Annotated in this window: 20 protein-coding genes; 6 read left to right on the top strand and 14 right to left on the bottom strand. The window is 72.1% G+C overall.

Features of this window, described 5'->3' with window-relative positions; translation table 11 throughout:
- Positions 1–86: 86 nt before the first annotated feature.
- Positions 87–1,121: an LLM class flavin-dependent oxidoreductase gene (locus tag AB0D99_RS08525; protein ID WP_362358252.1), complete on the bottom strand. Its 1,035-nt coding sequence runs from the start codon at positions 1,119–1,121 to the stop codon at positions 87–89.
- Positions 1,122–1,326: 205 nt separating this feature from the next.
- On the opposite strand from AB0D99_RS08525, the gene AB0D99_RS08520 reads away from it, so the two are divergent.
- Positions 1,327–1,653 carry an ATP/GTP-binding protein gene (locus AB0D99_RS08520; RefSeq protein ID WP_362358251.1) on the top strand — a complete coding sequence of 109 codons (327 nt, stop codon included), beginning with the start codon at positions 1,327–1,329 and terminating at the stop codon, positions 1,651–1,653.
- 8 nt (positions 1,654–1,661) lie between these two features.
- On the opposite strand, the gene AB0D99_RS08515 is transcribed toward AB0D99_RS08520, so the two are convergent.
- The 3 genes from AB0D99_RS08515 to AB0D99_RS08505 all read right to left on the bottom strand — a co-directional run bounded on the left by AB0D99_RS08515 (position 1,662) and on the right by AB0D99_RS08505 (position 4,561).
- The gene (locus AB0D99_RS08515; protein WP_362358250.1) at positions 1,662–2,483 is read right to left on the bottom strand and encodes an ABC transporter permease; all 822 of its coding nucleotides are present in this window, start codon (positions 2,481–2,483) and stop codon (positions 1,662–1,664) included.
- The gene (locus tag AB0D99_RS08510; RefSeq protein WP_362358249.1) at positions 2,480–3,571 is read right to left on the bottom strand and encodes an ATP-binding cassette domain-containing protein; all 1,092 of its coding nucleotides are present in this window, start codon (positions 3,569–3,571) and stop codon (positions 2,480–2,482) included. Before AB0D99_RS08510 ends, AB0D99_RS08515 begins: the two co-directional genes overlap by 4 nt.
- Before the next feature lie 111 nt (positions 3,572–3,682).
- Positions 3,683–4,561, bottom strand: coding sequence for a hypothetical protein (locus tag AB0D99_RS08505; RefSeq protein WP_362358248.1), 879 nt, complete (start codon positions 4,559–4,561; stop codon positions 3,683–3,685).
- A gap of 260 nt (positions 4,562–4,821) precedes the next feature.
- Here AB0D99_RS08505 and AB0D99_RS08500 point away from each other — a divergent pair, with 260 nt between their 5' ends.
- Complete coding sequence (locus AB0D99_RS08500) at positions 4,822–5,727, top strand: hypothetical protein (protein WP_362358247.1); 906 nt, start codon at positions 4,822–4,824, stop codon at positions 5,725–5,727.
- A 15-nt stretch (positions 5,728–5,742) separates the two neighbouring features.
- On the opposite strand, the gene AB0D99_RS08495 is transcribed toward AB0D99_RS08500, so the two are convergent.
- The 5 genes from AB0D99_RS08495 to mce form a co-directional block, all read right to left on the bottom strand.
- Complete coding sequence (locus tag AB0D99_RS08495; RefSeq protein ID WP_362358246.1) at positions 5,743–6,522, bottom strand: ABC transporter permease; 780 nt, start codon at positions 6,520–6,522, stop codon at positions 5,743–5,745.
- A 3-nt stretch (positions 6,523–6,525) separates the two neighbouring features.
- Complete coding sequence (locus AB0D99_RS08490) at positions 6,526–7,497, bottom strand: ATP-binding cassette domain-containing protein (RefSeq protein ID WP_362358245.1); 972 nt, start codon at positions 7,495–7,497, stop codon at positions 6,526–6,528.
- Positions 7,498–7,597: 100 nt separating this feature from the next.
- Positions 7,598–8,536, bottom strand: coding sequence for a cellulose-binding protein (locus AB0D99_RS08485; protein ID WP_158990544.1), 939 nt, complete (start codon positions 8,534–8,536; stop codon positions 7,598–7,600).
- A gap of 114 nt (positions 8,537–8,650) precedes the next feature.
- The gene (gene scy / locus AB0D99_RS08480) at positions 8,651–12,979 is read right to left on the bottom strand and encodes a polarized growth protein Scy (protein WP_362358244.1); all 4,329 of its coding nucleotides are present in this window, start codon (positions 12,977–12,979) and stop codon (positions 8,651–8,653) included.
- A gap of 173 nt (positions 12,980–13,152) precedes the next feature.
- Positions 13,153–13,593, bottom strand: coding sequence for a methylmalonyl-CoA epimerase (gene mce / locus AB0D99_RS08475; RefSeq protein ID WP_329115806.1), 441 nt, complete (start codon positions 13,591–13,593; stop codon positions 13,153–13,155).
- Between the two features lie 137 nt (positions 13,594–13,730).
- Here mce and AB0D99_RS08470 point away from each other — a divergent pair, with 137 nt between their 5' ends.
- Both AB0D99_RS08470 and meaB read left to right on the top strand, forming a co-directional pair.
- Positions 13,731–14,933, top strand: coding sequence for an acetyl-CoA C-acetyltransferase (locus AB0D99_RS08470; protein WP_362358243.1), 1,203 nt, complete (start codon positions 13,731–13,733; stop codon positions 14,931–14,933).
- Between the two features lie 25 nt (positions 14,934–14,958).
- Complete coding sequence (gene meaB / locus AB0D99_RS08465; RefSeq protein ID WP_362358242.1) at positions 14,959–15,915, top strand: methylmalonyl Co-A mutase-associated GTPase MeaB; 957 nt, start codon at positions 14,959–14,961, stop codon at positions 15,913–15,915.
- 240 nt (positions 15,916–16,155) lie between these two features.
- Here meaB and AB0D99_RS08460 read toward each other — a convergent pair whose 3' ends face one another.
- The gene (locus AB0D99_RS08460) at positions 16,156–16,767 is read right to left on the bottom strand and encodes a PepSY domain-containing protein (RefSeq protein ID WP_362358241.1); all 612 of its coding nucleotides are present in this window, start codon (positions 16,765–16,767) and stop codon (positions 16,156–16,158) included.
- A gap of 117 nt (positions 16,768–16,884) precedes the next feature.
- Here AB0D99_RS08460 and AB0D99_RS08455 point away from each other — a divergent pair, with 117 nt between their 5' ends.
- Both AB0D99_RS08455 and AB0D99_RS08450 read left to right on the top strand, forming a co-directional pair.
- A complete protein-coding gene (locus AB0D99_RS08455) occupies positions 16,885–17,595 on the top strand; it encodes a response regulator transcription factor (protein WP_362358240.1) in 711 nt (236 codons plus the stop codon).
- Complete coding sequence (locus AB0D99_RS08450) at positions 17,592–19,037, top strand: HAMP domain-containing sensor histidine kinase (RefSeq protein WP_362358239.1); 1,446 nt, start codon at positions 17,592–17,594, stop codon at positions 19,035–19,037. The genes AB0D99_RS08455 and AB0D99_RS08450 overlap by 4 nt, the downstream gene beginning before the upstream one ends.
- Here the strand turns inward: AB0D99_RS08450 and AB0D99_RS08445 are convergent.
- From AB0D99_RS08445 to AB0D99_RS08430, 4 genes are all read right to left on the bottom strand, one after another.
- Positions 19,034–19,510, bottom strand: a complete 477-nt coding sequence (locus tag AB0D99_RS08445) for a MarR family transcriptional regulator (protein WP_362358238.1) — start codon at positions 19,508–19,510, stop codon at positions 19,034–19,036. The genes AB0D99_RS08450 and AB0D99_RS08445 overlap by 4 nt on opposite strands.
- Before the next feature lie 141 nt (positions 19,511–19,651).
- A complete protein-coding gene (locus AB0D99_RS08440; RefSeq protein WP_362358237.1) occupies positions 19,652–20,437 on the bottom strand; it encodes an AIM24 family protein in 786 nt (261 codons plus the stop codon).
- A complete protein-coding gene (locus AB0D99_RS08435; RefSeq protein ID WP_362358236.1) occupies positions 20,434–21,084 on the bottom strand; it encodes an AIM24 family protein in 651 nt (216 codons plus the stop codon). Before AB0D99_RS08435 ends, AB0D99_RS08440 begins: the two co-directional genes overlap by 4 nt.
- On the bottom strand, positions 21,084–21,722 hold the full coding sequence (locus AB0D99_RS08430; protein ID WP_362358235.1) for an AIM24 family protein: 639 nt from the start codon (positions 21,720–21,722) through the stop codon (positions 21,084–21,086). Before AB0D99_RS08430 ends, AB0D99_RS08435 begins: the two co-directional genes overlap by 1 nt.
- Between the last annotated feature and the right edge of the window lie 32 nt (positions 21,723–21,754).

Here is a 21,754-nt window from a genome sequence, read left to right as displayed (position 1 = left end):
ACGGTGCTGCCGCTCCGCATCGCGGGAGACGCGAACGATGCGAGAGGTGCCGGAGCGGCGGCATCACACCCGAACCACCCATGAACTCACACCAGCAGGGGGAGCACCTCGGCCCCCAGCCGCCGGACGTTCTCCTCGGTGGCCGCGAGATCGCCCGTGCCCTCGGAGAGCAGCGCGAAGCGCGTGATGCCCGTCCGCTCCGAGGTCGCCGCGAGCCGGTCCGCCGCGATCCGGGGCGTACCCACCGGGTGGAGTCCGCACAGCAGCTCCGTGTACGCGACGGGGTCCCGCATCGCGCGGTGCCGGCCGTCCACCGTCACATGGGCGTCCAGGCCCCGCTTCAGCCAGCCCGGCATCGCCTTCACGAGGGCCTCGGCCGCGTCCGCACCGCGATCGGCGAGCTGGGCGACGCCCGCCGAGACATGGCAGGCGCCGATCCGCGCGATCTCGTCGGGGTCCCGCCCGGCGTCCCGCGCACAGCGCGCCCAGGCGGCCACCATCTCGGCCTTGTCCTCGTCGCCGCAGTGCATCCCCAGCAGCATCGGCAGCCCGCGCTCGGCGGCCAGCCGGACGCTCTTGGGGGAGGTGCAGGCGACGACGACCTCGGGCGCCGCCTCCCCGCCGATGAGCTCGTCGGCGCGTGGCACGACGGCCACCTCGCGGAAGGCGAATCGTTCTCCCTCGGCCGACACCCGGGGCTCGGACAGCCAGCGCAGCAGCAGGTCGAGGGATTCGGGGAAGCCCTGTTCGTACGCCGGGAGACCGGCACCGAACACCTCCAGGTCGACCCACGGGCCGCCTCTGCCCACCCCGAGCGTGAACCGCCCCCCGGAGGTGAGGTGCAGCAGCGCGGCCTGCTCGCCCAACGCCACCGGATGGACGGTCGGCAGCACACTGACCGCCGTGCCGACCCGGAGGCGGCGCGTGCGGCCCAGCAGCAGCGCCGCCAGGGTCACGGCCGACGGACAGACTCCGTACGGAACGAAATGGTGCTCGGCGAGCCAGACGGAGTCGAGCCCCGCCTCCTCGGCCACCTCGGCGGTCCGCACCGCCCGGTGCAGCGCCTCACCCTGGCCCTGACCCGGGAACTGGGCGGCCAGCACAAACGTACCCACGCGCATCGCCTTCTGCCTCCTTGCGGCCGACGCGTTTCTCCCCCTCGTACTGGCAACAACGTCTGACACGTGCCAAAGGCAACGGCCTCGCATGAAGTTCTTGCGATTTTCCGCTGATTCGGCCTGGAGGGTGGACCGGCCCACCGTGTCGCGGCCCGTAGGCTGGAGAGAACCGTCCGTGTTCCCGCCCCCGGCCCCGTGAGGTGATTACGTGTCCCCGCGTCGCAACCGTCCCAGTGGCGGCGAGAAGCCCGAACCTCAGGCTGAGTCGGGCGACCGGTACGGGGGATCCCAGCGCAGCGAGACCTGGCAGGGGGAGGAGTGGTACGTCCGCCATGTCGCCGGCGCCAGCGCCCCCGGCAAGCGCTACCGCTGCCCCGGCTGCGACCAGGAGATCCCCGGCGGCGCGCCGCACGTGGTGGCCTGGCCGGAGTACGGGGGAGTGGACGACCGCCGGCACTGGCACAGGGCCTGCTGGAACGCGAAGGACCGCCGCACCTCCAGGGTGCAGCGGTCCCGTAACGCGCCGAGGTACTAGACGTCCGGTCAGACGTCCCGGCTGTTCAGCAGGGCGTACGCGCCGCCCATCGTCGCGGCCGTGACGACCAGCAGGATCCACACCGGGTCCCAGCCCGTGGGACCGGAACCGCCGCTCATGGCCGACTTGCCCGCGTACAGCGCGATGAGCTGGCTCGGGATCGCGTAGTCGAGCAGCCATTCCTGCACCGAGGCGAGCGACTCCGAGAACATGAACATGGCGGCGACCAGCGGCAGCAGCAGAACGCCGATCATGATGGTGATCGCGCCCGCCGAGTGCCGGATGATCGCGCCGATCGAGAGCGCCAGCAGGCCGAGCTCGGCCACGAAGAGGCCGACGCCGACCGTCGCCCGCAGCCACTCCCCGGAGGTGGGCTCCACGGCGGTGTCCACGATCGCCAGCTGCGCCATGGCGACGAGGGCCGCCGTCACCGTGGTGATCGTGAAGACGAGGGCGAAGAAGACGATCGCCTTCGCCGTCAGCACCCGGGCGCGGCTCGGGCAGGCGGTGAGCGTGGTGCGGATCATGCCCGTGCCGTACTCGGAGGCGATGGTCAGCACGCCCAGCGTGATCACGCAGATCGAGCCGAGCAGGACGCCGAAGAAGCCGAGGCCGAGCGCCGACTCGCCTTCCGTCGGCACCTCCGACGCCGCCACGATGGCGGCCACACCGAGACCGATGCCCAGCATCAGCAGCACCATCACCCCCAGCGTCCACATCGTGGAGCGCAGGGAGCGGATCTTCGTCCACTCCGACGCGATCGCGTCACCCAGGTGCGCCTTGCGCACGGGGATGGGGGAGACGTACGAGTAGGGGGCGGGGGCGGTCATCGGGCGTCCTCGTCGTTCTTGGCGGGCTCGCTCTGCGGCGGGGCGGCGTACGGGTTCTGTCCGGGCGGCGGCGGGGCGTACCAGCCCTGCTGCGGCACCTCCTGGACCGCCGGCTGCGGCGGTACGGCGTACCCGTGCGGCTGAGGCTGCTGGAGATGGGCCAGCTGGTCATCGGTGGAGCGGTAGTCCACGGCGCCCTGCGTCATCCGCATGTACGCCTCCTCCAGCGAGGCCTGGTGCGGGGACAGCTCCCAGAGCCGTACGTCGGCGTCGTGCGCCAGATCGCTGATCCGGGGCAGCGGCAGGCCGGTCACGCGCAGCGCGCCGTCCGGCTCGGACATCACGCGGCCACCGGCCTCCGTCAGCGCCGCCGTCAGCTTCTCCCGCTGCTGAGGCTCGGTCTGCGGGGTCCGCACGCGGGCGAAGTCCGCCGAGTTCGCCGAGATGAAGTCCTTGACGCTCATGTCGGCCATCAGCTGGCCGCGGCCGATCACGATCAGATGGTCGGCGGTCAGCGCCATCTCGCTCATGAGGTGGCTGGAGACGAAGACCGTCCGCCCCTCGGCGGCGAGCTTCTTCATGAGGTTGCGGACCCAGAGGATGCCCTCCGGGTCGAGGCCGTTGACCGGCTCGTCGAACAGCAGCACCTGCGGATCGCCGAGCAGCGCCGCCGCGATCCCGAGCCGCTGGCCCATGCCGAGCGAGAAGCCCTTGGAGCGCCGCTTGGCGACGTCCTGGAGGCCCACGACCCCGAGGACCTCGTCGACCCGCTGCGCCGGGATACCGGCGAGCTGGGCGAGCGACAGCAGGTGGCTGCGGGCGCTGCGTCCGCCGTGCACCGCCTTCGCGTCGAGCAGCGCGCCGACCTGGCGGGGCGCGTTCGGCAGCTGCCGGAACGGATGACCGCCGATCGTGACATGCCCGGAGGTGGGCTGGTCGAGCCCGAGGATCATGCGCATGGTCGTGGACTTGCCGGAGCCGTTGGGGCCCAGGAAGCCGGTGACGGTCCCCGGCCGCACATGGAAGGAAAGGTTGTACACGGCCGTCTTGGCGCCATAGCGCTTCGTCAGGCCGACTGCCTCGATCATTCTCCAGCCCCATCGACAGTTCAGGTCGTCGTCGGGGCCGTGGCCGACAGGCGCAGCCCCCCGTATGAGCTAGGAGCTTATCCAGCCGTTGACGGTTCCGGCCAAGTCCGATCAGCCGTTACCGGTCCGGTTCGGCAGGGAGCCCGCCAGCGGGGGCAGGCCGTCGTACGGCAGCAGCTCGGCGGACTCGTCGAGATAGGGGAGGAAGTCGGTCTGCGGAAGGACCCAGCCCTCCTCGCCGAAGATCGTCGTGCCACTCGCCCGTGTGCCCCGGTCGTGTCCGGCGCGGTCGACCCAGGCGGCGGCGTCCGGCCCCAGCAGCTCCCGGAGCCGGGCCGAGCCGGCGAGCAGCCCGCCGAGCAGGGTCGCCTGGTCGCCGCCGCCCGGCAGCGGCCGCTCCCCGTCGGGCGCCAGCACGCCGTGCGCGCTGAAGTAGATGTACGCCCCGCCGAGGCGCTCCTCGGACGGCATGGTCATGTCGAAGACGTCGCCCGGCAGGATCGCACGGCGGTAGTCCGGGAACTCGGTGTCGTCGACCGCCTTGAGCTGGCGCGCGTCGAGCCAGGTGACGACCAGGGTGGTGCGGGCCGTGTGATCGACGAACGGGGTGCCCGCCACGTACCCCGCGGGACTGATGTGTCCGGAGCAGCCGACGCCGATCCCGCCGACCCGTACCGGGATCATGGGGACGAAGACCGGCAGGTTCAGTCGGCGCAGCTTGTGCCGCACCTGGCCCGGCGAGGCGTTCGAGCCGACGGCGATCACCGGGTACCGGCGCCCGACGGGCTCCTGCCCGTGCAGCGTCAGGATCTCGTCGAGCCGCCCGCCCTGATCGACCGTCCACTCGCCCAGCCGCGTGGCCCGGACGTCCAGCGGCAGCAACTCGTCGTCGAGGAGGAGCGAGGGCTCCGTCACGGGGCGTCCGGGGTAGATCAGGGGACGCTCGACGGCCACGTCGTCCAGGCCGAGGGCTGCCAGGCTGCGGTCCATCACGTGAGCCCTTCGAGGTCGTGCAGGTGGGGCGGTGCACCGGCCGTGCCGGATCTGCTCCCGAGAGCGTACGGGACGTGGGTCGTCGCGTATACCGGACACACCTCCGCTCGGGCAGAATGTGATCGCTGCGTCAATTCACTTGGGGGGAAGTGGAGTTGCTGGTGACAGGGAGATTCAGGAGACGGGGGCGCCGCCCCCACCCGAGACGTCGTACGTCCGTTCGGTGGTGGATCGCCGGGCGTTCGGTCCACGTCCTGATGGCCATGACCCTCGGTGCGCTGATGGCGCTCTCCGTCGTCATCGCCGTCGTCTGGACCCTCACGGAGTCCTCGCCCGCCTCGCTCGCCGACCGCTTCGGGGACGTCGAGGGGCTGGTGAGCACCGCGCTCGAAGCGCTGCGGGCCTGCGTGGGCACGGACAACCTCAGCCCGCAGGACGAGAACCTGGCCCATCAGCTGCTGGCCTCCGTCGCCTCCGTGACCGGCGCCCTGGCGCCCGCCGTGGTGCTCGGCATCGTGCTGATCAAGCTCTTCGCCCTGCGGCCGTTCGTCTGGCGCAAGCGGGCCAGCATCTCCCACGCCTGGGCGGCCGACTTCCCGGGGTACGCGCGCGCCCACGCCGGCAGCGAGGACGGCATCATCGCGGTGCGCTTCTACAACTACCTCGACAACCTCTCCGTGGTGGACCTGCGGGCCCGGGTGCACCTGCGCTACCTGGAGAGGTCGCCCCACGACGGCAGCCTCGTCATCTACAAGAAGTGGCTCAAGGTCCTCGACGAGAAGGGCGAGCCCGCCGAGGAGCGTGCCTGGCTCGCGGTGGAACGCGGAGCGCCCTTCACCGTGTGGATCCCGCTGGACGCGCCCGCGGCCACGCTCCCCTTCCGAGAGATCCAGGGCAAGGACCTCTCGGACTCGGTGGGGGTGAAGCTGCTGGTCCGGCTGACCGCGCGCACCGTCGGTCTCGGCACGGAGGTCGTCGACGAGCGGTGGTTCGACCTGGACGGCGACGACTTCGAGCGCGGCCGCTTCGTGCCGCTCCACCCGGACACGGCCGTCGACGTGTGGGACTGGCAGGGCTGGACCGAGTTCGACCAGGTCCTCCCCGACGAGGGCCGACCGCCGCAGGCGCTCCCCGCGCCCAGGGACCCCACCACGACGGGCTGAGGGGGCCCCGCCGGGTCAGGCGTCCCGCTTCTTCAGGACCAGATAGCCGCCGAGCAGTGCCACCGCCACCCAGATCACCATGATGCCGAGCCCGCCCCAGGGCCCGTACGGAGCCTCCTCCGTGTTCATGGCGTCCGGCACCACCTGCATGATCTTGGAGCCGGCCTGGTCGGGGAAGTAGAGCGCCACCTCCTTGGCCTTGGGCACGGCCGAGAGGATCTGCGAGACCAGGAAGAAGAACGGGACGAGGATGCCGAGAGAGAGCATCGACGAGCGCAGCATCGTCGCCACACCCATCGAGAAGAGCGCGATCAGGCCCATGTAGAGCCCGCCGCCGACGACGGCCCGCAGCACGTTGTCCGCGCCCAGGGAGGTGCGGTGCTCGCCCAGCAGGGCCTGGCCCAGGAAGAACGAGAGGAAGCTGGTCGCCAGTCCCACCACCAGGGCGAGCGCCCCGGCCACCGCGATCTTGCTGAAGATGAAGGTCGCCCGCTGCGGCACCGCCGCCAGGGACGTCCGGATCATGCCGGAGCTGTACTCGGTGCCGACCACGAGGACGCCGAAGACCACCATCGCCAGCTGGCCGAGCACCATCCCGGAGAAGCTGACGAAGGTCGGGTCGAAGGTCGCCTGCTCGGCCTCGGAGAGGTCCGAGAAGGTCGACTTCAGCAGGGCGCAGAGCGCGGCGCTCATCGCCACCGTCACCAGGAGCGCGCTCGCCAGGGTCCAGACCGTCGAGGAGACCGTCCGGATCTTGGTCCACTCGGACTGGAGGACCGCGGATACCGCTGCCATCGTTCAGGCTCCCTTGGTGTTCTCGCCCCAGCGGGGGCCGGCGGCGGGCGCGTCCGCGCCGTGTACGTCCGTGCCGTGCGCGTGGTACTCCACGGCACCGGCCGTCATCTGCATGAAAGCCTCTTCGAGGGAGGCGCGCTGGGAGCTCAGTTCGTGCAGCACGAGCTGGTTCTCGGCGGCCAGTTCACCGAGCTTCTCGGTGGTGGCCCCGTCCACCTCCAGCGTCCCGTTGCCCGCCTCGACGGGAGTGAAGCCGTTGGCGTGCAGGACATCCCGCAGCCGCTCCTGCTGCGGCGAGCGCAGCCGTACGTAGCTCCGCGAATTCTGGTGGATGAAATCCGCCATCGACGTGTCGGCCAACAGCTTTCCCTGGCCGATCACGATCAGGTGATCCGCCGTCAGCGCCATTTCGCTCATCAGATGGCTGGAAACGAAGATCGTCCGGCCCTCGGCCGCGAGCGCCTTCATCAGATTGCGGATCCAGTGAATTCCCTCGGGGTCCAGACCATTGACGGGTTCGTCGAACATCAGGATCTCGGGATCACCGAGCAGCGCCGACGCGATTCCCAGCCGCTGCCCCATGCCGAGGGAGAAGCCCTTCGACTTCTTCCGCGCGACCGCCGTCAGACCGACCAGATCGAGGACCTCACCGACCCGGCTCGACGGGATGCGGTTGGACTGCGCGAGACAGAGCAGGTTGTTGTACGCGGACCGGCCGCCGTGCATCGCCTTGGCGTCGAGCAGCGCCCCGATGTACTTCAAGGGCTCCTGGAGCTCGCGGTAGTGCTTGCCGTCGATCCGGACCGTCCCGCTCGTCGGGTTGTCCAGATCGAGCATCATGCGCATGGTCGTCGACTTGCCCGCGCCGTTGGGGCCGAGGAAGCCGGTCACCACACCAGGGCGTACCTGGAAGGAGAGATGGTCCACCGCCGTCTTCGATCCGAACCGTTTCGTCAGGCCCTCGAGCTCGATCATGCGACCAACCTACGGGTGCGCAAAACCCTCCGCCACTGGAATGGCGGAGGGTTTTGCGGGTGCTCGCGTTCCGGTTACCGGGACGGCAGACGCACGGTGCTTACCGGGTCTGCTGCGCCGGGACGCCGCGGGTGGCCGGCTCGTCGTCGATCGGGGAACCGGCGGCCGCCACGGCGGCACCGGTCAGCGTCGCCAGCATCTCGCGGACGTTGGTCAGCTGGGCGTTGATGGAGTCGCGGCGGTTCGTCAGAGCCGCGAGCTCGCGCTCCGATTCCGAGCGGATCCGGTCGGCCTTGGCGTTCGCGTCGGCCACGATGTCCTCGGCCTGGCGCTGCGCGGTCTCCACCGTCTGGCGGGCCCGGCGCTCCGCGTCCGTGCGCAGCTTCTCGGCCTCCAGGCGGAGCTGCTCGGCGCGGTGCTCGATCTCGGCGAGGCGCTTCTCGGCCTTGGCCTGACGCGAGGCCAGGTCGCGCTCCGACTGCTCGCGGCGCTTGGCCAGGTTCGTCTCGAAGTCCGCGGCGGCCTGGGCGGCCTTGGCGCGGGTCTCCTCGAAGAGCGCGTCCGCCTCCTCGCGCTTGGACTGCGCGTCCTTCTGCGCCTCGGCACGCAGCGAGTTGGCCTCACCCTGTGCCTTCTCGACGATCCGAACGCCCTCGTCCTCGGCCTTCGCCTTGCGCTCCGCCGCGAACGACTCGGCGTCGTTCCGCACCTGCTGGGCGGCCGACTCGGCCAGCTCGCGGTGCTGCTCGGCGGCGCGGCGGGCCTCCTCGCGCAGGTCCTTCGCCTCCTCCTCGGCGAGGCGGAGGATCTTCTCGACACGCGCGCCGAGACCTGCGTACGACGGCTCGGCGTCGGTGACCTGGGCCTGGGCGTTCTGCGTCTCGAGGTGGAGTTCCTCGATGCGCTTTTCCAGAGAGGTGATTCGGGCCAGAGCACTGTCACGGTCGGCGACGAGCTTGGTAATGCGGTCGTCCACCTGACCGCGGTCGTAACCACGCCGCACGAGCTCGAAGCCGAAGGGGGAGGAAGTGTCGCTCATGGGGTTCCTGTCGAATGAGACCGGTGAGGTGTTAGGGGGAATCCTAGGGGCCGAAGCGGCGTGTCATCGAGCGGATGCCCGTTTGATATGGAGAATGTCCAGCCTTTTGAGTGGCTAGCCGTCGGAGGACTTGCCACTCGAACGTGTCGCCCCCGCTGACGCACCTGCCTTGACGTCGTCCTTCGCGCCGCCGGACTTCGCTCCGCCCGCCGGTGCCTCGAAAGACTCCAACGCTTCGAGGACGTCCTGGACACGGGAGATCTCGGCATTGATGTCCTCGCGACGGCGCACGAGGACATCCAGGTCCCGCTTGCCCTCGGAGATCATCTGCTCGGCCTCGGTCTCGGCCTCCGTCCTGATCCGCTCCGCCTCGCCGACCAGGGACGCCTTCTTCTGCTCGGCCTCCTTGAGCAGCGCCTCGGCCTTCCGCACGGCCGCGATCCGGACCTTGCTGGCCTCCGAACTCGCCTCGGAGAGCATCTCCTTCGACTTCTCCTCGGCCTCGGCCCGCTGCTCCTCCGCGGCCTTCACGAGCTTGTCGACGCGTTCCCCCGCCGTCTTCATCTGCTCGGCCGTCTCCCGCCGCGCCCGCTCGTGCAGCTCCTCGATCTCGCCCTCGATCCGGCCGCGCAGCTCCTCGGCCCGCTCCCTTATGGCCGTCGCGTCGGTGCGCGCGCCCACCAGGAGCTCGTCCGCGTCCGTACGGGCCTTCTCCACCAGGGAGTTGCCCTCGACGGTCGCCTCGGCCACGATCCGCTCGGCCTCCTGACGGGCCGCGCCGACCATCGTGTCCGCCTGCGACTCCGCCTCGGTGGTGGCGCGCAGCGCCTCCTCCTGGGCCTTCGCGATCAGCTGGTCGGCCTGCTCGGCCGCGTCCGACCGGCGCTTGGCACCTGCCTCGCGCGCCTCGTCGAGCGTACGGTCGGCAGCGGCCCGCGCCTCGGAACGCATCTGCTCCGCCGCCGCCTCGGCCTCCGCCCGCAGCCGCTCGCCCTCGGCACGGATCCGCTCGACGGCCTGCTGCGCCTGCCCCACGTTCTCCGCGGCCTCGGCCCGCAGCCGCTCCGCCTCGTCGCCGGCCTCGGCCGTGATCCGCTCGGCCTCCCCCGTGGCCTCCGCGATGAGGGAGTCCGCCTGCTCGGCCGCGTCCGCGCGCCGCTTGTCGGCGGCCTTGCGGGCCTCGTCGAGGACCTGCTCGCCGTCCGCCCGGGCGGCCGCCCGCAGCGCCTCGGCCTGCGCCTCGCCGTCCTCCTTGACCTGCTCGGCCTCGGTCCGCAGCCGCAGCGCGTCCTGCTCGGTCGACTCCAGCAGCTCGGCGGCCTCGGTAGTGAGCCGCTCGGCCTCGCCGGTGGCCTCCGCGATGAGCGCGTCGGCCTGCTCGGCGGCGTCCGTGCGCCGCTTGTCGGCGGCCTTGCGGGCCTCGTCGAGGACCTGCTCGCCGTCGGCGAGCGCGGCGACCCGCAGCGCCTGGGCGTGCGCCTCGCCGTCGGTCTTCAGCTGCTCCGCCTCGGCACGCAGCTGCTCCGCCTCGGTGGTGAGCCGCTCGGCCTCCGCCGCCGCCTCCGTGACGAGCGTGTCCGCCTGCTCGGCGGCGTCGGTGCGCCGCTTGTCGGCGGCCTTGCGCGCCTCGTCGAGGATCTGCTCGCCCTCCGTGCGGGCGATCGTGACGAGCTCCTCGGCCTCGGCCGTCAGCCGGTCGGCCTCCGTCGCGGCCTCGGAGCGGATGCGGTTGGCGTCCTCGCGGGCGTCCGCCCGGGAGCGCGCCGCGTCCTGCTCGGCGGCGCCCAGCGCCTCCGACGCCTCGGTCCGTACCCGCTGCGCGTACTCGGCGGTGTCCGCGCGCAGCTTCTCCGACTCGGCGATCGCGTCCGCGACCGTCCGCTCGGCCAGCGCGTTCGCGGCCTCGGACTCCTCCTGCGCGCGGGTACGGACGCGGTTGGCGTCCTCGGTCGCCCGCTCCCGCTCCTCGTACGCGTCGGCGCGGACCCGGTCCGCCTCCTCCTGCGCCTCGGTCCTGGTGCGCTCCGCAGCGTGCTCGGCGGCGCTGCGCAGACCGGTGATCTCCTCCTCGGCCTGCTCGCGCAGACCCGCGACCGAGTCGCGGACCTCCTGCGCGGCCCGCTCGGCGGCGGACACCATCTCCGTGGCCCGCCGGTCAGCCTCCTCGACCAGGCGGTGGGCCTCGGTCTGGGCCTCCTCCACCCGCTTGCGGGCGGAGGCCAGCAGCTCCTCGGACTGCTCGCGGGCGTGCTCCCGCTCGCGGTCGGCCTCGGAACGGGCCGACTCCAACGTCTCCTCGGCCTCCCGGCGACGCCGGTTGGCCTCCTCCTGCGCGGCGGCCAGCGCCTCGGCGGCCTCGGTGGCGACCCGCTCGGCCGCGGCCGCGGCCTCGGCCCGTACCCGGTCCGCGGTCTCCTGCGCCTCCGACTTCAGCCGCTCGGCCTCCGTCGCCGCCTCCGTCCGCAGCCGTACGGCGGCGGTCTCGGCCTCCGCGCGCGACGTGGACGCGTCCGACGCCGCCTCCGTGCGCAGCCGCTCGGCCTCCTCCTCGGCCTGCGCCTGGAGCGTGCGGATGCGCTCCGCGGCCTCCGTGCGGAGCCGATCGGTCTCCTCCGCGGCCTCGCGCCGCAGCCGCGCGCTCTCGCCGCGGGCGTCGGTCAGCGCCTGCTCGGCGGACTCGACCCGCGTCGCGGCCTCGGTGTGCAGCCGGGTGAGCTCGTCGGCCGCCTCCGCGTGCCGGGCCTCGGCGGCCCGCTCGGCGTCCTCGCGCACCGTGGCCGCGTCACGCTCGGCGGCCTCCTTGACCGACTCGGCCTGCTCCTCGGCCTCCGTGCGCGTCCGCTCGGCCTCGGTGCGGGTGCGCTCCAGCGTCTCCTCGGCCTGGGTGCGCAGCGTCTGGGCGCGCTCCATCGCCTCGGAGCGGACCCGCTCGCCCTCCGCGCCCGCGCTCGCGCGCAGCTCGTCGGCGTCGGTACGGGCCTTGGTCAGCAGCTCCTCTGCGGTGCTCGCCGCCTCCTCGATCTGGCCGACGGCCTCGCGCCGGGCCTCGCCGCGGATCTTCTCGCCCTCGGCGATCGCCTCGGCCCGCAGCTGCTCGGCCTCGCCGCGCAGCCGGCGCGCCTCCTCCTGCAGCTCGACCGTCTTGGCGCGGTACTCCTTGGTGTCGTCCTTGGCCGAGCCGAGCACCTCGTCGGCCTGCTCCTCGGCCTGGTTGCGCAGCCGGTCGGCCTCCGTCTCGGCCTCGCGCCGGATGCGTTCGGCCTCCTCGGACGCCTTGCGGGTGGTCGCCTGGGCGTCCTCGGACGCCTTGGTGAGGACCTCCTCGGCGGTCCTGGCGGCCTTGGCGAGGGCCGCGGCCGAGTCCTCGGCCGCGACCGTGCGGGCCTTGTCGGACGCCTCGGAGACCAGCTTCTCCGCCTCGGCGGTCGCCTCGCGGAGCTTCTCCTCGGCCTCCGCCTTGAGGTCCTCGGCCTCCTTGGTGGCCTCGCCGACCAGCCGTGCGATCTCCGCCTTCGCGGTGCGGGTGCGCTGCTCGTTGACGGACTCCGCCGACGACAGCTGCTTGGCGGCCGCCTCCTTGGCCTCGGTCAGCGCCTTCTCGGCCTCCGCCCGGGCCTCGCGCACCCGGTCCTCGGCCTCCTGCAGCCGCTGCTCGGCGGCGCGGGACAGCTCGGTGGCCTGCTGGCGGGCCTGCTCGCTCTCGGCGGTGGTGGAGGAACGCAGCTGCTCGGCGTGGCTGGTGGCCTCCTGCGCCTGGGTGGACGCGGCGTTCAGGAGCCGCTCGGCGTCCTTGCGGGCGCGCAGCAGAATCGCTTCGGCCTCGGCACGGGCCGCCTCCGCCTCCGAGCCGACCCGCTGGCGGGTCTCCTCGGCGAGCCGGGTGGCCTCGGCGCGAGCGCCGGCGAGCGCCTGCTCGGCGTCGGCCCGCGACTCCTCCATCAGGCGGCGGGCCTGGGCCTCCGTACGGGCGCGCAGCTGCTCGGCCCAGGCGACGTTCTCGTTGACGTGCGCCTCGACGGTCTGGCGGCGCTCCGAAAGTTCTTGGTCCAGCCGCTGCCGGCGCTGGACGGCCTCGGCGTGCAGCTCCGCCTGGAGCCGCGCCTGGTGCTCGGCGTGCTCCTGCAGGATGCGCTGGGTCTGGGCGCGGGCCTCGCGCAGCTCCCGCTCGGCGTCCTGGCGCAGCTGGTCGGCCTGGATCTGCGCGTTCCGCAGCAGCTGCTCGGCCTGGTAGCCGATGTCCGCGCTGTCGAACGAGGGGCGGGATGCGATGGTCCGGCGCGCCTCGTGGAGCTTGGCGCGCAAGACCTCGACCTGGTAACCGAGGTCCTCGGCGTGCTGGACGGCCTTCTCCCGCTCGGTCTTCAGCCGGTCCATCTCGGCTTCGAACCGCGAAAGATGGTCGTCTTCAGCTCGGTGGCTCTCCTGGTGTTCGTAGCCCCGCACTGCGCGGTCCCATCCGTCCCCTGGTCGCAACACTCCAACGAGCACCGTTCCCCGAAGAACGGCCCCCCGGAATCGTGGCAGATCGGATACCCCGACTTCGACGCCGCATGACATGCGGCACCGACCGGCCCCGGCCCGGAGCCGCCCACTCTACCGGGCCAGGAATCCGGAGGTCAGTGCTCCGTTGAGGAGGGGTCGGCGGAGGTGACCAGTTCGGTCAGGACACCGTGGCAGTCCTTGGGGTGCAGGAAGGTGATGCGGGAGCCCATGGAGCCGATCCTCGGCTCGTCGTAGAGGACCCGCACGCCCTTGGAGCGGATGTCCGCGGCGTCCCCGTCGACATCGGCGGTGCCGAAGGCGATGTGGTGCACTCCCTCGCCGTTCTTGGCGAGCCACTTGCCCACCGCGGAGTCCTCGCGGGTGGGCTCCAGGAGCTGGAGGTACGAGGCTCCGCCGTCGGAGGTGTCATTGATCTTGAGCATGGCCTCGCGGACGCCCTGCTCCTCGTTCACCTCGGAGTGGAACACCTCGAAACCGTAGGTCGCACGGTAGAACTCGACGGTCTTGTCGAGGTCGAAACAGGCGATCCCGATGTGGTCGATTCGCGTCAGCATGACCCCAGTGCAGCGCCCACCGGGTGGTTACGCAACGTGCGCGCCGTCACACCGGCCGGGCGGTGACCAGCCGAGGCACCGCTCAGTACATTGGCGGTAAACCCTCGTTCACTCCTCATCTCAAGGGGCTGTGCCTCATGTCTGGAACGACCGGTACCACCTCAGTGATCGTCTCGGGCGCCCGCACGCCCATGGGACGCCTGCTCGGTTCCCTCAAGTCCTTCTCCGGCGCGGAGCTGGGCGGCTTCGCCATCAAGGCCGCGCTCGACCGGGCCGGCATCGGCGGCGACCAGGTGCAGTACGTGATCATGGGCCAGGTGCTCCAGGCGGGCGCCGGCCAGATCCCCGCCCGCCAGGCCGCCGTCAAGGCCGGCATCCCGATGAACGTCCCGGCGCTCACCATCAACAAGGTGTGTCTGTCCGGCCTCGACGCGATCGCCCTCGCCGACCAGCTCATCCGCGCGGGTGAGTTCGACGTGGTCGTCGCCGGTGGCCAGGAGTCGATGACCAACGCCCCGCACCTGCTGCCGAAGTCCCGCGAGGGCTACAAGTACGGCGCCATCGAGATGCTCGACGCCATGGCGTACGACGGCCTCACCGACGCCTTCGAGAACATCGCGATGGGCGAGTCCACCGAGAAGCACAACAGCCGCCTCGGCATCGCCCGCCCCGAGCAGGACGAGATCGCCGCGCTGTCGCACCAGCGCGCCGCCGCCGCGCAGAAGAACGGCATCTTCGAGGCCGAGATCACCCCGGTCGAGATCCCGCAGCGCAAGGGCGAGCCGGTCGTCTTCTCCAAGGACGAGGGCATCCGCGGCGAGACCACCGTCGAGTCGCTCGGCAAGCTCCGTCCGGCCTTCGCCAAGGACGGCACCATCACCGCCGGCACCTCCTCGCAGATCTCGGACGGCGCCGCCGCCGTGGTCGTGATGAGCAAGGCCAAGGCGGAGGAGCTCGGCCTGGAGTGGATCGCCGAGATCGGCGCCCACGGCAACGTGGCCGGCCCCGACAACTCGCTCCAGTCGCAGCCGTCCAACGCGATCCAGCACGCCCTGAAGAAGGAGGGCCTGGGCGTCGAGGACCTCGACCTCATCGAGATCAACGAGGCGTTCGCGGCCGTCGCCGTCCAGTCAATGAAGGACCTGGGCGTGACCCCGGAAAAGGTGAACGTCAACGGCGGCGCGATCGCCCTGGGGCACCCGATCGGCATGTCCGGCGCCCGTGTGGTGCTCCACCTGGCCCTGGAGCTCAAGCGGCGCGGCGGCGGTGTCGGCGCGGCGGCGCTGTGCGGCGGCGGCGGTCAGGGCGACGCTCTGATCGTTCGCGTACCCGGCAAGTAGTCCCGGAAGCAAGGAGCGGTTGAACATGGTGGACGTCCCCGAACTGGTCGCCCAGGCACGGGAGGGCCGGCCGCGCGCCGTGGCCCGGCTGATCTCGCTCGTGGAGGGGGCGTCCCCGCAGCTGCGTGAGGTGATGGAGACGCTGGCGCCGCTCACCGGCGGCGCGTACGTGGTGGGCCTGACGGGCTCGCCCGGCGTGGGGAAGTCCACGTCGACGTCCGCGCTGGTGACGGCGTACCGGCGAGCGGGCAAGCGGGTCGGCGTCCTGGCCGTCGACCCCTCGTCCCCCTTCAGCGGGGGAGCGCTGCTCGGCGACCGGGTCCGGATGTCGGAGCACGCCTCCGACCCGGGCGTCTACATCCGCTCGATGGCCACCCGCGGCCACCTGGGCGGGCTCGCCTGGTCGGCCCCGCAGGCGATCCGCGTCCTGGACGCGGCCGGCTGCGACGTGATCCTCGTGGAGACCGTCGGCGTCGGGCAGTCCGAGGTCGAGATCGCCTCCCAGGCCGACACCTCGGTGGTGCTCCTCGCGCCGGGCATGGGCGACGGGATCCAGGCCGCGAAGGCGGGCATCCTGGAGATCGGCGACGTGTACGTGGTCAACAAGGCGGACCGGGACGGCGCGGACGCGACGGCCCGCGAGCTGAACCACATGCTGGGCCTGGGCGAGGCGCGCGGCCCCGGCGACTGGCGGCCGCCGATCGTGAAGACGGTCGCGGCGCGCGCCGAGGGCATCGACGAGGTCGTCGAGGCGCTGGAGAAGCACCGCGCCTGGATGGAGGAGCACGGGGTGCTGGCCGAGCGCCGCCGCGCGCGCTCGGCGCGCGAGGTCGAGACGATCGCGGTCACGGCGCTGCGCGAGCGCATCGGCGATCTGCACGGCGACCGCCGGCTGGACGCGCTGGCGGAGCGGATCGTGGCGGGCGAGCTGGACCCGTACCGCGCGGCGGACGAGCTGGTGGCGGGGCTGACCGAGGGCTGACCGGCCGCGCGCCGGCCGCGCGTGCGGCCGGGCCACCCGGTGTCTCGCGGCTGACGGCCCGAGGCAGCCGGGTGTCGGGCCGCCGGCCGCCCGTCGGCCCCTGGGCCCGGCGACGTCCGCCGGGTCGCCCGGCGACCGGCGGCGAAGACGACGAAGGCGCCGTCGGCGGGGCTTCTGCCCGGCCGACGGCGCCTTCGCGCGGTGCGAGGACGGGGCCGCCGACGGCGGCGGCCCGTCCCCTCAGTCGTCGGCGGGGTCGTCCGCGTCCCCGGCCGCGTGGTCGGCCGTGTCGTCCCGGTCGTCGGCGTGGTCGTCCGCGCGGTCGTCCGCGTCGTCCCGGTCGTCGTCCGCCCTGACCTCGGCCGTCTTCAGACCGACCTCCCAGTCGCCGTTCACGGTGTCCACGTCCCAGGCGGCCGCGCCGCGGTCGTCCTCGTCGAGGCCCACCGAGGTCACGGCCCCCTTCGCGGCGGCCGCCTCGGCCGCCTCCCGGGCGTCGACGGTGGCGCCCCGCAGGGCGCGGCGGTCGTCGGCGTCGTCCCCGTCGTCGTCCCGGTCGGTCTCCTTGCCGAGGATCTCGCCGGTGCCGGCGTCCACGTGGACCGTGTACGAGGTCGTACCGGCGCCCAGGACGTCCACCTCCCAGCCGCGGCCGTCGTCGTCCAGGTCGGCCGAGACGGCCGTTCCCGGCTGCGCCGTGAGCGCGGCGCCGATCGCCTGGGCGGCGGTCACCTTCGCGTCCCGTACGGCCGTCCTGTCGTCCCGTCCCCCGTCGTCGGCGAAGGCGACCGCGGTTCCGCCGCAGACCACGGTGGCCGCCGCGACGGTGGCGATGACGATGTTGCGCTTCATGGGGTCCTCCAACCCGGCGTGGTTCGCTTCGACGCACCCCACTGTGCGGAGACCGACCTGAACGCGAGCTGAAGTCACCTGAAGGCGGCTTCAGCTTCGGTTTGCGAACCTGTCCTCATGCGCCCACCCGTCGCCCACCACTCCGGTCGAGACGCCCCGGCCCGGCCCTCCCGCCTCTTGATCGTGGAGGACGAGCGGCGGCTCGCCGTCTCCCTGGCCAAGGGTCTGACCGCGGAGGGGTACGCCGTCGACGTCGTCCACGACGGCCTGGAGGGGCTGCACCGGGCGAGCGGGGCACCGTACGACCTGATCGTGCTCGACGTGATGCTGCCCGGGATGAACGGCTACCGGGTCTGCGCCGCGCTGCGCGCCGCCGGCGACGAGGTGCCGATCCTCATGCTGACCGCGAAGGACGGCGAGTACGACGAGGCCGAGGGCCTCGACACGGGTGCCGACGACTACCTCACCAAGCCGTTCTCCTACGTCGTCCTGGTGGCCAGGATCCGGGCCCTGCTGCGGCGGCGCGGCGCGGGTCCCTCCCCGGTCCTCGATCTCGGAGAGCTGCGCGTGGACACCGCGGCCCGGCGCGTGCACCGAGGCGAGGAGGAGGTCGTGCTCACCGCCAAGGAGTTCGCGGTCCTGGAGCAGCTCGCCGTGCGTTCCGGCGAGGTGGTGTCGAAGGCCGAGATCCTGGAGCACGTCTGGGACTTCGCCTACGAGGGCGACCCGAACATCGTCGAGGTGTACGTCAGCACGCTGCGCCGCAAGCTGGGCGCGTCCCTGATCCGGACGGTGCGCGGCGCCGGGTACCGCCTGGAGGCGCGGTGAGCGGCCGCCGACGGTTCTCCTCGGTCCGGGCGAGGGCCACCCTCGGCGCGACGGTGGTGGTGGCCCTCGCTCTCGTCGCCGCGGGTGTGGCCGTCCTGTTGTCGCTCCGCGGCGATCTCACGAGCCGGGCGGACGCCGAGGCGGACGGTGTCGCCCGCGAGGTCGCCGCGCGGATCGCCGCGGGCACCCCGTACCCGTCGCTGGACCTGCCGGACGGCGAGGACAGCCCGGTGCAGGTCGTCGACCGCGACGGCCGGGTCCTGGCGGTCAGCGAGGGGCTCACGGCGATCAGCGGGACCGGTGTGCCCGACGTCGTCCCGGGCGAGAGCCCGGGGACCGGGCGGGACGATGACGACGACGCGGACGATCCCGCCCCGGGTGAGGTCGGGGAGCTCACCTGGCACGGGCAGGGCACGGCCACCGTCGACGGGGAGAGCGGGGACTACCGGTTCAGCCGGGTGGAGGTCACCGACCGGCGGGACGAGACGGTCTGGGTGTACGCGGGCGCGTCGCTCGGGGCGCAGCGGGACGCGGTGGGCACCGCGGCCACCGCCATGCTGATCGGCCTGCCGGTGCTGCTGCTCGTGGTGGGGGGTGTGACCTGGATGGTGACCCACCGGGCCCTGCGCCCGGTCGAGGACATCCGCCGCGAGATGGCCGCCATCACCGCCTCGCAGGATCTGAGCCGCCGGGTGCCGGAGCCGGACACCGGCGACGAGGTGGCCCGCCTCGCGCGCACCACCAACGAGACGCTGACGGCCCTGGAGTCGTCCGTGGAGCGGCAGCGGCGGTTCGTCGCCGACGCCTCGCACGAGCTGCGCAGCCCCATCGCCTCGCTGCGCACCCAGCTGGAGGTGGGCGCCGCGCATCCGGATCTCCTGGACGTCCCGGGCGCGGTCGAGGACACCGTACGGCTGCAGCGGCTCGCCGCCGACCTGCTGCTGCTCGCCCGGCTCGACGCGGGGGAGCGGCCCTCGGGCGCGCCGGTCGACCTCGCGGCGCTGGCGCGGGAGCAGGCGGCCGGGCGCCCGGGCGTGACGGTGGCGGCGGCGGAGCCGGTCGAGGTGACCGGCTCCCGGGGGCAGCTGGGGCGTGTGCTCGCCAATCTCCTCGGCAACGCGGGGCGCCACGCCCGTGCGGAGGTGACGGTCACCGTCCGGAAGGAGGGGGACCGGGCCGTGCTCGCGGTGGCCGACGACGGGCCGGGGGTGCCGGAGGCGGACCGCGAGCGGATCTTCGAGCGGTTCGTGCGGCTCGACGACGCGCGCAGCCGCGACGAGGGCGGCGCGGGGCTCGGCCTGGCCATCGCCAGGGACGTCGCGGTACGGCACGGGGGCACCCTCACCGTCGGCGAGGCGCCGGCGGGCGGGGCCCTCTTCGAACTCCGCCTGCCGCTCCCGGAGGGCGGCCGCCGGGGCCTGCCCCGCCCCGAGGACCGCTAGGGCTTGCCCCGGCGGCCGCGCAGCTGTTCCGCGACGGGCTTCAGCGACTCGTGGAGGTCGCCGAGCGCCTCGGAGCTGAGCTGGTCGATGAAGTGCTTGCGCACGGACTCGACGTGGTGCGGTGCGACCTTCCGCATCGTCTCCATGCCGTGGTCGGTGAGCACCGCGTACAGCCCGCGGCGGTCCGACTCGCAGTTCTCACGGCGCACGAGCCCCGCGTTCTCCATGCGGGTGATCTGGTGCGAGAGCCGGCTCTTGGACTGGAGCGTCGCCGTGGCGAGGTCGCTCATGCGCAGTCGGCGCTCCGCCGACTCCGAGAGGTTCACCAGGATCTCGTAGTCGTTGATGGTCAGGCCGAACGGCTGGAGATCCTTCTCCAGCTGGTACGTCAGCATCCTGTTGACGTCCAGATACGTGCGCCATGCACACTGCTCGGCGTCGTTGAGCCAGGGGGTGGCCGTCTCGGTCTCCATGTATGGATTCTACCTAAGAAGTTGAATGCTGGACGAAATGCGGGAGTGTGACGCCGGGCACCCGGGGTCCCGACGGGCGGGTGCGGGGAATCGAACGGCGCTCGACGCCGTTCGATGGCGTCACACTCCGCAGACTACCGGCTACAGCCCGAAGCGACGCTGGAGGTCTCCGAGCTGACCGGGAAGGCGCGGTACGGATCCGCCCTGGCCGTGGCCGGAACCGAACGGTCCATGACCGCCCGGCACCCCCGCCTGCGCCGGCGTCTCACCGATCGCCCGTTCGGCCATCAGCAGCTCTGTCGACTGGAGCAGTACCGTACCCGCCCCCACGAACTCGAACTGGTGCTCCTCGCCCGAGGTGCCGCCGATCCCCGTCAGCGCCCGTACGCCGCCCATCACACCGGTCAGGTAGCCGTGGTCGTAGTGGTGGCACGGGGAAGGGCAGTCCGCCCAGCCCACCAGCGCCTGCGGATCCACCCGCATCGGCGGCTCCATGAAGACCACCGGCCCGTTCGACGCGGCCACGAACTTGCCCGTGCCGATCAGGGTCACGAACCCCGGCACGATCGACTGCTTCAGCGCCAGCGTCGGCTGGTAGGCGAGGAGGTTGCCCGAACGGATCGTCAGGTTGCCGTCGTCCAGGTCGAACGAGTTCACGTCGAAGGCCCGGTCGGCCAGCAGCATCTTGCCGCTGCCCTCCGCCACCACCCAGTCGCTCGCGTGCAGCGGCGAGTGGAACGACGTACGGACCAGCCGGTCCAGCCGACCGTGGCCGATGCCGTTGAACTCGATCCGCCCGTAGTAGGCGATCATCTTGCCCTTCTGCAGGAACCACTGGGAGCCCTTGAGCTCCACGCAGAAGGTGTACGGATTGACGTTGTCGTCGCTCGGCAGCGAGTGCGGGTCAAGGACCACCGGACCGGTCACAGCTTCTCCTCCGACGCCTGCACGTACACCGCACCGCTGCCGCTCAGCTCCAGCTGGAACGCCTCGCCCGAGCCGCGCCCCACCATGTCGCGCCAGCCCAGCGCGGTGGAGAGCTTGTTGCGTACGTCACCCTGGTGGGCGACGTACGCCTGCGGGTCCACATGGACCGCCCGTCCGGGGGTGATCGGCAGCTCGATCACACCGCCGTGCGCCATGACCGCGACCGAGCCGTGGCCCTTCAGCGTCGTCGTGAAGAGCCCCTGGCCGGTCACCTGGCCGCGCACCATGCCCATGACGCCGCCCTGGGAGCCCATGAACATCGTGCCCTGCTCCAGGGTGCCGTCGAAGGCGAGGAGCCGGTCGGCCTCGACGAAGAGGGTCTCGCCGGTCAGCCGGATCACCTCGATGTGGTGACCGCCGTGCCCGAACATGACCGTGCCGCTGCCCTCGACGGTCATCAGCGGGGTCGCCTCGCCCGCCACCCGGCGACCGATCATCGACATCACGCCGCCCTGGCCACCGGCGATGTTCGGCGTGAAAGTGACGTCGCCGCGGTACGCGAGCATCGCGCCACGCTGGCTGAACATGCGCTGCCCCGGCACCACCTGGGCCTCGACCATCTTCGAGTTGATCTCACGGAACGGCATCAGACGTCACCCCCCACCGTGTTGCGCTCGCTCGGCTGTACGTAGACGAGTCCGTCGCCCTCGAAGCGGATCTGGAACGCCTCACCGCCGCCCTCGCCCAGGAAGGTGCGGAAGGTCACACCGGACTGGAAGCTCTGCTGGAGGTTTCCCTGGTGGGCGACGTACGCGCCGGGGTCCACGGAGAGCGGGTACTGCGGTGTCACGCGCAGCACCACCGCCGGGCCGTCCGACATGATCGCCGCCTGGCCGGTGCCCTCGATCGTCGTCGTGAAGAGACCGTTGCCGGTCGCTCCGCCGCGCAGCCCGGTGAAGCTCGTGCCGGTGCGCAGTCCCGCGTCGGTGCAGAGCAGATTGCTCGCCTCGACGAAGAGCTTGTCGCCGTGCAGGGAGACGAGGTTGATCTCGGAGGCGCGGTCCGCGAACCAGCAGGTTCCCTGGCCCTTCACCTCCATCACCTCCATCTGCTCGCCGGTGAGCCGACGGGTGACCATGCCGCGCAGGCCCTCGCCGCCGCCGGACATCTTTTTGAAGGCCATCTGGCCGTCGTACGCGACCATCGAGCCGTTCTTCGCCTTGACGGCGTCACCGGTCATGTCGACGGCCAGCACTTTGCTGCCTTGGAGTCGAAACGTTGCCACGGAGGGAGGTTACGGGGCCCCCGGACAAAGGG

The sequence above is a fragment of the Streptomyces sp. NPDC047971 genome, from assembly GCF_040653355.1.
GTDB lineage: Bacteria > Actinomycetota > Actinomycetes > Streptomycetales > Streptomycetaceae > Streptomyces.
The sequence above is the reverse complement of the archived record's forward strand: the minus strand, read 5'-3'. Positions and strand labels throughout refer to the sequence as shown.